The 12,878-nt window shown below is 69.5% G+C and carries 8 protein-coding genes; 4 read left to right on the top strand and 4 right to left on the bottom strand.

Going from position 1 to position 12,878, the window contains the following annotated elements:
- Positions 1-350: 350 nt before the first annotated feature.
- From cutA to ACOZHM_RS05785, 3 genes are read left to right on the top strand one after another with little or no spacing between them, the layout of a single operon-like run.
- A complete protein-coding gene (gene cutA / locus ACOZHM_RS05795; RefSeq protein ID WP_421568096.1) occupies positions 351-689 on the top strand; it encodes a divalent-cation tolerance protein CutA in 339 nt (112 codons plus the stop codon).
- Positions 689-3,052 (top strand): protein-disulfide reductase DsbD domain-containing protein, encoded by a 2,364-nt coding sequence (locus tag ACOZHM_RS05790; protein WP_421568094.1) that lies wholly within the window; start codon positions 689-691, stop codon positions 3,050-3,052. Before cutA ends, ACOZHM_RS05790 begins: the two co-directional genes overlap by 1 nt.
- A complete protein-coding gene (locus ACOZHM_RS05785) occupies positions 3,049-3,642 on the top strand; it encodes a TlpA family protein disulfide reductase (RefSeq protein ID WP_421568092.1) in 594 nt (197 codons plus the stop codon). The genes ACOZHM_RS05790 and ACOZHM_RS05785 overlap by 4 nt, the downstream gene beginning before the upstream one ends.
- Here ACOZHM_RS05785 and ACOZHM_RS05780 read toward each other — a convergent pair.
- Positions 3,632-6,271 carry an excinuclease ABC subunit A gene (locus tag ACOZHM_RS05780; RefSeq protein WP_421568091.1) on the bottom strand — a complete coding sequence of 880 codons (2,640 nt, stop codon included), beginning with the start codon at positions 6,269-6,271 and terminating at the stop codon, positions 3,632-3,634. The genes ACOZHM_RS05785 and ACOZHM_RS05780 overlap by 11 nt on opposite strands.
- A 68-nt stretch (positions 6,272-6,339) precedes the next feature.
- A complete protein-coding gene (locus ACOZHM_RS05775; protein ID WP_421568090.1) occupies positions 6,340-8,910 on the bottom strand; it encodes a methyl-accepting chemotaxis protein in 2,571 nt (856 codons plus the stop codon).
- 245 nt (positions 8,911-9,155) lie between these two features.
- On the opposite strand from ACOZHM_RS05775, the gene ACOZHM_RS05770 reads away from it, so the two are divergent.
- The gene (locus ACOZHM_RS05770; protein WP_421568088.1) at positions 9,156-9,797 is read left to right on the top strand and encodes a DNA-3-methyladenine glycosylase; all 642 of its coding nucleotides are present in this window, start codon (positions 9,156-9,158) and stop codon (positions 9,795-9,797) included.
- Between the two features lie 13 nt (positions 9,798-9,810).
- Here the strand turns inward: ACOZHM_RS05770 and ACOZHM_RS05765 are convergent, their stop codons facing one another.
- A complete protein-coding gene (locus ACOZHM_RS05765) occupies positions 9,811-10,413 on the bottom strand; it encodes a M23 family metallopeptidase (RefSeq protein ID WP_421568087.1) in 603 nt (200 codons plus the stop codon).
- Positions 10,414-10,506: 93 nt separating this feature from the next.
- Positions 10,507-12,777 carry a CocE/NonD family hydrolase gene (locus ACOZHM_RS05760; protein WP_421568086.1) on the bottom strand — a complete coding sequence of 757 codons (2,271 nt, stop codon included), beginning with the start codon at positions 12,775-12,777 and terminating at the stop codon, positions 10,507-10,509.
- Positions 12,778-12,878: the final 101 nt, after the last annotated feature.

Here is a 12,878-nt window from a genome sequence, read left to right as displayed (position 1 = left end):
GATCCAGCCGCCCCCAAGGAATAAAAGCTCTAATACGTCGCGGAACAAGCCGGTAGAGGCCCCCCCAAGGGGGGGGGGGGGGGGGGGGGGCGCCCCCCCCCCCCCCGGGGGGGGGGGGCCCCCCCCAAACCCCCCCCCCCCCCCCCCCCCCGCGCGGCCCCCCCGCCGCCCCCGCCTCCCCCCCCCCCCCCCCCCCCCCCCCGCGCCCCCCCCCCCCCCCGCGCGCCCCCGCCCCGGCCGCCCCCCCCCCCCCCCCCCCCCCCCCCCCCCACCGCGTCTGACCCGTGTCGGCCGGTTCCCTTGCGGGACCGGCCGGCATCGGCAGGCTTCGATCTCTATACTCGGCGGTCATGTCGACAGCCGATCCCGTATTCATTCTTCTCACCACCTGCCCCGACGCGGCCACCGCCACGCGGCTGGCACATGCATTGGTGGAAGAGCGCCTGGCCGCCTGCGTGACCCGGCTGGACGGCGCGCACTCGACCTATCGCTGGCACGGCGAGGTCACCGAGGACCATGAGGTCCAACTGCTGATCAAGACCACCGGCAGCCGCCTCGACGCCGCCATCGCGCGCGTGCAGGTGCTGCATCCGTATGAACTCCCCGAGTGCATCGCGGTCGAAACCCGCGCCGGCCTGCCGGCGTACCTGGATTGGATTCGGGCACAGACCCGAGAGGAAACTGATTGATGACGCTGCTTCGCCGTATTGGCGCGCTGTGCGCGCTGTTCGTGGTGTCCCTGCCGGCGCTGGCCGTCAGCGAGAAAGACCTGCTGCCGGTGGACGAGGCCTTCGGGCTGAGCGCCCAGGCACGCGACCGCGACCGCATCGAGGTCAGCTGGAAGATCGCGCCCGGCTATTACCTCTACCGCCACCGCACTACGGTCAAGCCTGATGCGGGCTTCAGCGCCGAGGCGCTGCAGATGCCGGCCGGCAAGAAGCACCACGATGACTTCTTCGGCGAAGTGGAAACCTACCGCGACCGATTGACCGCCGTGCTGCCGGGCACGGCAGCCGATGACGTAGGCACGGTCACGCTGGAAGTGCGCTACCAGGGCTGCGCCGATGCCGGCGTGTGCTACCCGCCGCAGAAGCGCACCGTGCAGGTGAAGCTGCCGGGCGGCAGCACGCGCGGTGACAGCGCGGTGGTACCGGCCGTCGCCAGTGGCGCGGCGTCGCCGTTCAACAACCCGCTGGCCGGTGGCGACGCCGGCGGTGCCCTGCGCCTGCCCGGCACGGCCACTGTCCAGGCGCTGCCGCTGCCGTCCGAGCGCGCATTCGGTTTCGATGCCATCGTGGGCGATGGCAACACCGTGCTGCTGCGTTTCAGCCCGGCGCCGGGCTACTACCTGTATCGCGACCGCACCTCGCTGAAGCTGGAAGGCGCCCCCGGCATCCGCGCGGACAAGCCGCTCTGGCCGGCCGCCAAGTCGCACCGCGACGAACACTTCGGCGATGTGTCGGTGTATTTCGACCAGGTCGACGTCAAGCTGCCGCTGCGTCGCAGCGTGCCCGACGCGGCCGAGGCCACCCTGGTCATCACCTTCCAGGGCTGCCAGACCGACGGCATCTGCTACCCGCCGATGACCCGTCGCGTGAAGCTGGCGCTGCCGGCCGGCAAGGTCAACGCCAGCGCCGAGGACGTCGCGCGCCGCAGCGAGGTGATCGCACCGCTGGTGTCGCGCGAGAAGCGCACGCAGCCGCGCGACGCCACCGGCAGTGCTTCCCAGCCGATGCTGATCCGTCCGAACGAACCGGCGCCGGCCACTGCGGAAAACGCGCGACCGGATGCCAGTGCCGACAATGCCCAGCGCACGCGCCCGCCGGGCAGCGGTGCAAGCACGATCACGCTGCTCACGGCCCTGGTGCTGGCGCTGGCCGGGGGCCTGATTCTCAACCTGATGCCCTGCGTGCTGCCGATCCTGTCGTTGAAGGTGCTGGGTGTGGCGCAGAGCGGCGAAAGCCGGCAGCGCGCGCGCAGCCACGCCCTCTGGTACACCGCCGGCGTGCTGGTGGCCTTCGCGGCGATCGGCGCGCTGGTGCTGACCCTGCGCGCGGCGGGCCAGGCTGCCGGCTGGGGATTCCAGTTGCAGCACCCGTGGTTCATCGCCGCGCTGGTGTACCTGATGTTCACCGTGGGCCTGAGCCTGTCGGGTGTGTTCACCCTGGGCGGCAGCCTTGGCGGCGTAGGCCAGTCGCTGGCGTCGCGCAGCGGCCCGGTCGGCGATTTCTTCACCGGCGTGCTCGCCTGCGTGGTCGCCAGCCCCTGCGTGGCACCGTTCATGGGCGCGCCGCTGGCGTATGCCTTCACCGCACCGCCGCTGCCGGCCATGCTGGTGTTCCTGGTGCTGGGCCTGGGTCTGGCGCTGCCATTCCTGCTGATCGGCTTCGTGCCCTCGCTGGCCAAGCGGCTGCCACGCCCGGGCGCCTGGATGGAAACGCTGAAGCAGGTGCTGGCCTTCCCGATGTACGCCACCGCGTTGTGGCTGCTGTGGGTGCTGGGCAAGCAGCGCGGCGTGGATGCCATGGCGCTGGTGCTGGCCGGGCTGGTGGTGCTGGGCCTGGCGCTGTGGTGGTTCGAGCGCAGCCGCTGGCGCAGCCATCGCGTCGGTGCGCTGCTGGCCAGCCTGCTGCTCATTGCCGCACTGGTGCCGGTGTGGGGCGTCACCCGCATCGACGCGCCGGCCAAGGCCGCGCGCAATACGACCGACAACGTGGTGGCCTATTCGCCGCAGATGCTGGACCGCCTGCGCCAGGACAACCGCGTGGTGTTCGTCAACATGACCGCCGACTGGTGCGTGACCTGCAAGGCCAACGAGCGCGCGGTGCTGGGCACGGACGGCTTCCAGGACACCCTGCGCCGCACCAACGCGGTGTACATGCGCGGTGACTACACCAACGTGGACCCGGAAATCACCGCGTTCCTGGAAGAGCACAAGGCGGTCGGCGTGCCGCTGTACGTGGTGTATGGCCCGGGCGCGCCGCCCACCGTGCTGCCCACCGTGCTGACCCAGGCACTGGTGGAAGAAGCGTTGCTGCGCACGGCGCGATGAGCACGCCGCCGCCCCGCACCGCCTGGATGGTGGGCGTGGTGGCGCTCGCCGCCGTGTTGGGGCTGGGCACCGGCATGTATTACGTTGCCACGACGCCGCAGGAAACCCGCTTTCCGGCCGTGGACCGCCCGGCGGCGGTGCCGGCCAAGCCGGGCGATGCGATGCCGGCCATCACCTTGCCCGACGTGGACGGCACGCCGGTGGATTTCGCCGGCTTCGGCGGCCGTCCGCTGCTGATCAACGTGTGGGCCAGCTGGTGCGGCCCGTGCGTGGAAGAAATGCCGATGCTGGCCGCATTCTCTGCGGCGCAGCCGGCTGACGGCGTGCAGGTGGTGGGCCTGGCCATCGATACACCGGATGGCGTGCGCGACTTCCTTGATCGCGTACCGGTGAAGTACCCGATCGTGATCGAACAGCCGGCGCCCGACGATGCCAGCGTTCTCCTGGGCAATGGGCAGGGGCTGTTGCCGTACACGGTGCTGGTGGGTGCGGACGGAAAGATCATCAAGCAGAAGCTCGGGCCGTTCGCGCCCGGGGAAATCGAACGGTGGGTGGGCAGTACCGACCAACGGTCGGCACCTACCGACTAAAAAACCGCCTCAGGTACCCAGCGGTCTTCCCCGCCGTCGAGCGGCTCACCTGCTCCGGCGTTCCCGCCGCCACGATCTGGCCGCCTTCTTCGCCGGCGCCCGGGCCCACATCGATCACCCAGTCCGCATCGGCCACGGTGCGCAGGTCGTGCTCGACCACCACCACCGTATTGCCTGCCTCCACCAGCCCGTGCAGCTGCGCCATCAGCTTGTCCACGTCGGCCGGGTGCAGGCCCGTGGTCGGCTCGTCGAGCACATACAGGCTGCTGCCCTGCTGGCTGCGCTGCAGCTCCGTGGCCAGTTTGATGCGCTGCGCCTCGCCGCCCGACAGCTCGGTGGCCGGCTGGCCCAGCCGCAGGTAGCCCAGGCCGATGTCGCGCAGCAGCTGCAGCGGCCGCTGCACCACCGCTTCATCGGCGAAGAACGCCAGCGCCTCCTCCACCGTCATCGCCAGCACCTGCGCGATGGTGCGGCCGTTCCATTCCACCTCCAGCGTCTTGGCGTTGTAGCGCTGCCCGTGGCAGGTGGGGCACGGCGCGTAGACGCTCGGCATGAACAGCAGCTCGACGTGCACGAAGCCTTCGCCCTCGCAGGTTTCGCAGCGGCCCTGGGCGACGTTGAAGGAGAAGCGGCTGGCGCTGTAGCGCCGCGCCTTGGCCATGCGGGTGCCTGCGAACAGCTTGCGCACGTGGTCGAACAGGCCGGTGTAGGTGGCCAGGTTGGAGCGCGGGGTGCGTCCGATCGGCTTCTGGTCCACGTTGACCAGCCGACGGATCGCGGTATGCCCGGCATGCAGCCGGCCGCGCGTACGCTCGATGCGGCTTGGCTGCGGCAACTCGTCGTCAGCCTCGGCAACGACCGGTTCGTGGCCGAGGTGTTCGCCCACCAGTTCCACCAGCGCCTGGCTTACCAGGCTGGATTTGCCCGAGCCGGACACACCGGTGACCGCGCAGAACGCACCCAGCGGGAAGCGCGCATCCAGCCCGTGCAGGTTGTTGCGGTGGATCCCGCGCAACTCCAGCCAGCCCGATGGGGTGCGCGGAGTGCGCCGCGCAACGGTGGCATCGGCGAACAGGTAGGCGGCCGTGGCCGACGCCTTGATGCCGCGCAGCCCGTCCGGCGGGCCGCTGTACAGCACCTGCCCGCCGTGCTGACCGGCCCCAGGCCCTACGTCCACCAGCCAGTCGGCACGGCGCAGCATCTCCAGGTCATGCTCGACCACGAACAGTGTGTTGCCACCGGCCTTGAGCTGGTCCAGCGCGTGGTACAGCGCCTCGCCATCGGCCGGGTGCAGGCCTGCGGTGGGTTCGTCGAGCACGTACACCACGCCGAACAGGCTGGAGCGGATCTGGGTGGCCAGGCGCAGGCGCTGCAGCTCGCCGGGTGAAAGCGTGGGCGTGGCCCGGTCCATCGACAGGTAGCCCAGACCCAGGGCCTGCAGCGTGCCAATGCGCTCCACCAGGTCGTGGGCGATACGCTGGGCCGCGATGCGCTTTTCCTCGGACAGATCCGGGGTGCGGCGCACGTCGCTGCTGCCGGTGTGCGCATGCCCACCGTCCGCCACGCGCTGCTGGTCGGCCTTGCGGCCGGCGGCACGGCTGCGCGTGGCACGTGCGGCGGGCGCCTCGAAGCGGCCCTCCGCGGCCGGGCGCAGCGCCTCGGCCATCGCGGCCAGCGACAGCTGCGACAGCGCGCCGATATCGAGCCCGGCGAACGTCACCGCCAGTGAGGCGCGCTTGAGCCGCTTGCCATCGCAGACCGGGCACACCGTGCCCACCATGTAGCGCGCCACGCGCTTCTTCATCATCGCGCTCTGGGTGGTGGCGAAGGTATGCAGCACATAGCGCCGCGCGCCGCTGAAGGTGCCCATGTAACTGGGCTCTTCCTTGCGGCGCAGCGCGGCGCGGGTCTCTGCCGGGGTGAAGCCCGCATACACCGGCGCCACCGGCTGCTCTTCGGTGAACAGGATCCAGTCGCGCTGCTTCTTCGGCAGGTCGCGCCACGGCACATCCACGTCGTAGCCCAGCGTGACCAGGATGTCGCGCTGGTTCTGCCCGTGCCAGGCCGGCGGCCACGCCGCGATGGCGCGTTCGCGGATGCTCAGCGAGGGGTCGGGCACCATCGACTGCTCGGTCACTTCGTACACATGGCCCAGACCATGGCAGTTCGGGCAGGCGCCCTGCGGCGTGTTGGGCGAGAAATCCTCGGCGTACAGCATCGGCTGTTTCGCCGGGTAGGTGCCGGCGCGCGAGTACAGCATGCGCAGCAGGCTGGACAGCGTGGTCACGCTGCCCACGCTGGAGCGTACGCTGGCCGTACCGCGCTGCTGCTGCAGTGCCACAGCCGGCGGCAGGCCTTCGATGGCGTCCACGTCCGGCACGCCGACCTGGTCGATCAGGCGCCGCGCGTATGGCGACAGCGATTCCAGATAGCGCCGCTGCGCCTCGGCGTAGAGCGTGCCGAAGGCGAGCGAGGATTTACCGGAACCGGAGATGCCGGAGAACACCACCAGCGCGTCGCGCGGGATATCCACATCGACATTCTTTAGGTTGTGTTCGCGCGCGCCACGCACGCGGACGAAGGCAGCATCGGCGCGCGTGGACGAAGGGGATTTGGGACGGGTCTTCATCCACGCAGGATACCTCCGGGGGCGCCTGCCGTTTGCAGGCACCCATCGACATGGCGATCACACACGCCTCACGCCACCGCCGCCCTCGCGCCGCGCACCGCTGTCGAAGGGCGCGCCAGCACGAAGGCCGCCACCGCTTCGGACAACAACGCCGCCTGGCGCTGCATGGCCTGCGCCGAGGCCGAGGCTTCTTCCACCATCGCCGCATTCTGCTGCGTGCTGCCGTCCATCTGCAGCAGCGTCTTGCCGACCTGCTCGATGCCCTCGCTCTGTTGCTGGGACGCCGCCGAGATGCTCGCCGTGATCGCAGTGACCTGTTCGACGCTGCTGACGATGCGGCCCATGGTCGCGCCGGCCTCATCGACCTGGCGGGTACCGGCGCTGACCTTCTCCACCGACGTTTCGATCAGCGTCTTGATCTGGCGCGCGGCATCGGCGCTGCGCTGGGCCAGCAGACGCACCTCGCTGGCCACCACCGCGAAGCTCCGGCCCTGCTCGCCCGCACGCGCCGCTTCCACCGCCGCATTGAGCGCCAGGATGTTGGTCTGGAAGGCAATGCCATCGATCACCCCGGTGATGTCGCCGATGCGACGTGACGAGGCCGCAATGTCGTGCATGGTGGTGACCACCTGCGCGACCGAGGTGCCGCCCTGCGCCGCGATGCCGGCCGCATCCACCGCCAGCTGGTTGGCCTGCTGGGCCGACTCCGCGTTCTGGCGCACCGTGGCGGTCAGCTCCTCCATCGACGACGCGGTTTCTTCCAGGTGCGCGGCCTGGCGCTCGGTGCGCTCGGCCAGGTCGCGATTGCCCGCGACGATCTCGCCTGCCGCGCCATTGATCGCCCCGGTGGTCTGCTGGATGCGTGCCACGATGTCGGTCAGCTGTTGCACGCTGGCGTTGGCGTCGTCGCGCATCTGCGCGAACACCCCCTGGAAATCGCCCTGCATGCGTACGCCAAGATCGCCGCGGGCAAGGCCCGACAGCAGCGCCTGCAGGCCGGCGAGATTGCCCTGGAAGGTATCCAGAAGGCGGTTGATGCTCACCGCCAGGGTCAGCACGAAGCCCTGCTTGTCGTGCACGGCGATGCGCGCGTCGAGCGCGCCGTGTGCGGCGGCATCCACCAGCGCGGCCACTTCAGTCTCCACCGTGGTCTCCAGCGCGCGGCTGCGCCACTCCACGGCCGCACCCAGCAACTGGTCCTGGTCGAGAATCGGGTTGAGCACCAACTGGTAACGAATCCCGCTCTGTTCGATCTCGTGCGTGCTGCCCTGCCCGCGCTGCAGCTGCGCCACGCCGACGGCGAATACCGGGTGCAGCGCCTGTGCAGGTTGGTCGCGCCACTGCTCGGGGCTGCAGTCCAGCGCCTTGCACAGCGCCTGGTTGAGGAAGCCGATGCGCCCGTCCGGTTCCAGCACCATCAGCCCGGTCTGCGCGCAGTCCAGTGCCTGGCGCGCGCGGGTGTTGTCGCGCGCGGCCGCGCGCTCTGCCTCGATCCGGCTGCGCAGACGCTCCTGCATGTGCTGCAGGCGCTGCGCCAGTTGACCGAACTCGTCATGCGGGTTGTACACGGTCAGCGTCGTGTCCAGCCGGTCGTCGGCGATGTCCTCGGCAAAGCGCAGAGTGTCGGCGATCGGGCGCTTCACCGCATGCAGGGTGAGCAGCAGGGTTGCGATGAGCAGCGTGGCCACCAGCAGCAGGGTCAGCGCGAACAGCGCGGTCATCGCCCGCGCCTGGCCCTGAAGGCGACTGCGGGCCGCCTCAAGGGACGCGGCCTGCGTCTGCTGGAGCTGTGCCAGGCTCGGGGCGATCTGGTCGGCGGTGTCCGCCAGCGACTGGGCCTCCAGATCCAGACCGACACGGGCAGCGGTGTAGCCCAGCAGGGCGCCCTGATAGCCGTCCATCGCGGCACGCAGTGCCTCCTGCCGGTCGGCCGGCACGCCGGGCGCGGAGACGGCCAGATCGAACGGCAGCTTGGCCTCGCTGGCGCGGTCGGTATGCGCCGAATCGCCGGTCAGCAGCAACAGGGCCTCCTGTCGGCGGATGGCCTGCCACTGCGCGTCCAGCGCAGGGCGCTGCACACCGCCCAGTTCCGTTTCCATGGCGGCCGCCGCTGCCTCCACCTGCCCGCGCAAACCTGCGTCGCCCCGGCCCATCTCATCCACACGTGCGTTCAATGCGGTGATGCCGTCGGCGAACTCGCCGATGCGTGCGGCCAGCGCGTTCAGCGCCGGCGCGCTGCCGTTGCCGGCCGCGGCGCGCTGCAGCTCGGTCAGCGTGCTCTGCAGACGCTGCTGGGCCTGTTGCAGTGCCTGGCGGTCAGCATCATCGAAACTGGCCGCGTAACGCGTCTGCAGGCGACGAGCGTCGGCCACCTGCACCTCCAGCGCCGCCATCAGGCTGGTGGCCTGCTGGTGGGTGGCGAACGTATCGGCGGCGCGTTCGCTGTTGTACCGTGTCCACGCATACACGATGGCCACCAGCAGCAGGCCCGAGGCGCACGCCACCAGGCTGATTTTCAGCTTGCGGGCCACGCTGAGCCGGCGCAGCGCCGACAGCCCGCGCGACACGGCAAGCACGGCAGGAAGGGGCTCACCGCGACGGGTGAGGGACAGCAGCAGGCGGCGGGGGACGGCCGACATCACGGACTCCAGGCGGAATGACGCCTCTGTATCGGCCGCGTTTTCGAAGACTTTAGGGCCTCTTCTTCAGGCGGCCGCCCGGCGCCATCCACTGCGCATGTTGTAGCCCGCGCAGACGACCGCACGATGACGGCGGCGCGTGCCCGGAATCCCCGCATGGCGACGTCCGCCCGGCCTCGGCGGTGGCTTGATGCCATCACGACGGCAACGGAGGCATCCTGCGGACAGCCGTCCCGGACCCCGCCATGACCCGCACCGATGCATCACCCAAGCTGCTGCCGCCCTCGCGCTGGCGAACGCTGCCGCGCGGTTTCTACCGCCGCCATCCCACCGAAGTGGCGCCGGAACTGCTCAACAAGCTGCTGGTGCGCGACGATGGGCGCGCGGGTCGGATCGTGGAGGTGGAAGCCTATGCGGGCGACCAGGACCCGGCGGCACATTCCTTTCGCGGCATGACCGCGCGTACCGCCAGCATGTTCGGCGAATGCGGTCACCTGTATGTGTATTTCACCTACGGCATGCACTGGGGCAGCAATGCGGTGTGCGGCGAGGTCGGTCAGGGTTGGGGCGTGCTGTTGCGGGCGCTGGAACCCGTGGATGGCCTGGACCTGATCCGCGCGGCGCGCCCGGCGATCCGCCGCGACCGCGAGCTGGCCAGCGGTCCGGGGCGTCTGTCGCAGGCGATGGGCATCACCAAGGCATTCGATGGCGCCGACCTGGTGAAGAACGACCGTGGCATCCGCATCGTGTCCGATGGCCTGCTACCACCCGAAGATCCGGTAGCGGGCCCGCGCATCGGCATCCGGCGTGCAGTGGAGTTCCCGTGGCGCTGGCACGTGCGCGGGCATGCGCATGTGTCCGGGCCGGCGTCGGGACGACAAGCGTAACGACCAACGGTCGTTACCTACCGGGTAGCGCACGACCGTTGGTCGTGCGCGGTGCGCGCAACAGCGGCAACGGATCGTACGCGCCGTTGGCACCATAGATGCCCCAGTGCAGGTGCGGTGGCGTGCCGGCGGCGTTACCGCTGTCGCCCACATACCCCAGCACCGTGCCCTCCTGCACCACCTCGCCTTCCACCATATTGGCGCGCCAATCCTCCAGGTGCGCGTAGTAATAGCGCTCGCGCGCCGGCCCCACCACCCACACCTGGCGACCACCCAGGCCGGTATCCCGCACCGCCACCACCACGCCCGCCGTGGCACTGACCACGGGCGTGCCCCGCTTGGCGAAGATATCGATACCGGCATGGGTACGGTCGCGCCCACGCGGCGCGCCAAAGGTGTCGGCAATGCGCCGCGCCGCCACCCCCTCCACCGGCACGGGCAGCGATGTGGGCGGCGGCATGCGCGACAGTTCCCACATCGCGCGCGGTGCCTTCAACCAGTCACTGTTCCAGAGTGCCAACCCCGCGATGCCAAGCACCGCTGGAATCAGCAGCCACGCCAGCCAGCGACGAAACCTGCGTGCCGGCGAACGGCGTCGTGCCTGCGTGGCCTGCACGGAATCTGGATCAGCGTCTGTAGATGTCATCATGTGAAAAATAGTCGCACATCACGCGTACATGCCACATGCATGCACGCTCGATGCGCGTCGTCAGTTCGCCGCTTGCGGGGTTTTCTCCCGCAGCGGAATGCGCAGCACGCTGTCCGGGTGCCAGTCGATCTTCAGTGGTTCGACCGCATCGGCCACGGACTCGTCGCTGACGTCGCGGCCGGTGCCGTGGTTGACCTGGTGCTGCGCGTCCTTGAGCACGTCCACGATCACCAGCAGGCGGCTGCCGGCAGCCAGTTGCCGCCCGGTCATGCGCGTGCGCTGCAGGGGTAGCGTGGTCCAGCGGCCTGGCGTGAGCAGCTGGCGGCGGGTCATGTCGCGGGCGTAGCTGGCGCGGCCAACGAAGTAGGACAGCTGCATCACCCGCCCGTCCTGCATCAGCTCGTACAGCGTCACCGTCAGGTCGACGTCGCGCTTGTTGATACGGATCTTGAGATCCCCGGAGAAGCTGCCGACCACGTCGACCGGCGCGGGAAATGCGTCACTGACGAAGGCCAGGCCACCATCGGTCGGCACCCCATCGCGCACGATCGGATAGGGATAGTAGGAATGGCGCTGGGTGCTGCGATCCGCGAAATCCACCGTCTGGCTGATGGCATCGCGCTGGTGCGGCGCCTGTTCGCTCAGGCGGTAGCGGTCGCCGTCACGCGTGCTGGTGAGGTGGAACACGCGGTACGCACCCGCCGCCGCGTCCAGCGAGGGGGCGTGTTCCCAGCGGTTGGCGCCCATCAACTGGTAGTTGATCCGGTCCGACAGCAGCGCAGGCAGCGGTGCGCCGCGCAGCACATGGTCGAACCATTCGAAGGTAATACCCTGGGTGTCGAACTGTGCCACCGGGTCTACTGTATAGCCGCGCAGCTCCATCGCCTTCACCGACGCCTGTGATCCGAAGTGATCGTAAGGCCCGATCAGCAGGCGGTGGTCGGCACCGGGTACGCGCCGCGTGTGCTGTTTGAAGTATTCCAGTGCCGAGATCTGGCCGTCGTCGTAGTAACCGGTGACGGAGAGTACGGGAATGGTGATGCGCGCGTAGTCATCGCCGTAGGGCACCATCGCCTGCCAGTAGGCGTCGTAGTCGGGATGGGCCAGCCAGCGCTGCAGCCATGGGTTGGGTGTTCCATCCACCGCGTCGATCTGCCGGTATGGGCGGCCGGACCGATACCAGTTTTCGGTGAGCGCGTCCCAGCGGCTGCGCTGGTTGTAGGTGTCGTTGTCGAGCAGGCGGGTGTTGGCCACGTAGAACGGCCACGCATAGTTGGCCGAGAGGGACACGTTGTTCTCCATCGGCAGGCCCAAGCCCGGGATCGCCGCCACGTAGGGGGCGATGGCCTTGAGCGCGGGATGCGCGTGCTTGGCGGCGGCCCACGCGGCAAAGCCGCTGTAGCTGCCGCCGTACATCACCACCTGGCCGTTGTTCCAGGGCCGGCGGCTGATCCAGTCGATGGCCGCGTTGGCGTCCTCCCCCTCGGTTTCATAGGGCGCCACCTGCCCGGTGCCGTTGCGCTTGCCGCGCGCGTCCACTACCACGCCGACATAGCCGCGTGCGGCGGCCAACGCGGCCTGGCTGCGGTTCTTCTGCGGGTTGGTGTAGATGGTGAACATCATGGCCGCCGGCTGGGGCGTGCGTACGCTGCGCTGGCGGACCACATGCGCCGAGAGCACCACCCCGTCCTTCACGGGAATGCGCACGTCATCGTCGATCTCGAAGCGTCGGTGCTCGTCTTCCTCGATCAATGCCGGCGCCAGGGTCGTGGTGGACGCGTAGGTCTGTACGAATGCAGCCTGGCGCAGCAGTTCCAGCGCCGCATCACGCGTGATGATCGATTTCCCTGCCTGCGCCGCCAGCGCGTCGCGCAGCTCGATCTCGGCGGCGGACAGATTCGTCACGAACCAATAATGCGTCTGCAGCGCCGCCAGATCGTCGAGCCGTGCGAAATGCGCGCGGAACGCGCGGTCGTAGGCCGCGTCGAGGGTGTCATCGGTATCCGCGCGTGCCTGTGCATACAGCAGGTACGGCACCCAACGCTGCGCCCGCGCTGCATCGCCCGCATCGCGGAACGACTGCTGCAGGCGCGCGATGGTCACGGATGCTTCCGTAGGGCGACGGGCCACCAGCAGCAGTTGGCTGCGCTGGATGTCGGTCAGGCTGCTGGCCGCTGGCGGTTCCAGCAGCTCCACCGCCAGTGCCGCCAGGGCGGCATCGCGCGTTGCCGGTGACGCGTCCGCTGGTAGCGACCAGTGCAATGTCGGGCTCTCCGCCGCAACGCCGGCCAATGGCAGCAGCAGGAACGCCACCAGCGCAGAAAGCCACAACCGGCTTCCCCGTGGGCGTACGGCAGTGTGCGGATCGCGTGCAACCACGGTGCAGTCCTTGCGAGGCGTAGGGTCACGCGAAGCTTACCCTGCCCACGGGC

It is taken from the genome of Stenotrophomonas sp. PD6, from assembly GCF_049199305.1.
GTDB lineage: Bacteria > Pseudomonadota > Gammaproteobacteria > Xanthomonadales > Xanthomonadaceae > Stenotrophomonas.
Note: the sequence above shows the minus strand (reverse complement) of the source record. Positions and strands in the feature narration are given on the sequence as shown.

Coding starts and splice junctions, on each gene's coding strand:
- ACOZHM_RS05770 (WP_421568088.1), top strand. CDS start 9,156: ATGACCCGCACCGATGCATCACCCAAGCTGCTGCCGCCCTCGCGCTGG.
- ACOZHM_RS05790 (WP_421568094.1), top strand. CDS start 689: ATGACGCTGCTTCGCCGTATTGGCGCGCTGTGCGCGCTGTTCGTGGTG.
- cutA (WP_421568096.1), top strand. CDS start 351: ATGTCGACAGCCGATCCCGTATTCATTCTTCTCACCACCTGCCCCGAC.
- ACOZHM_RS05780 (WP_421568091.1), bottom strand. CDS start 6,271: ATGAAGACCCGTCCCAAATCCCCTTCGTCCACGCGCGCCGATGCTGCC.
- ACOZHM_RS05785 (WP_421568092.1), top strand. CDS start 3,049: ATGAGCACGCCGCCGCCCCGCACCGCCTGGATGGTGGGCGTGGTGGCG.
- ACOZHM_RS05775 (WP_421568090.1), bottom strand. CDS start 8,910: ATGTCGGCCGTCCCCCGCCGCCTGCTGCTGTCCCTCACCCGTCGCGGT.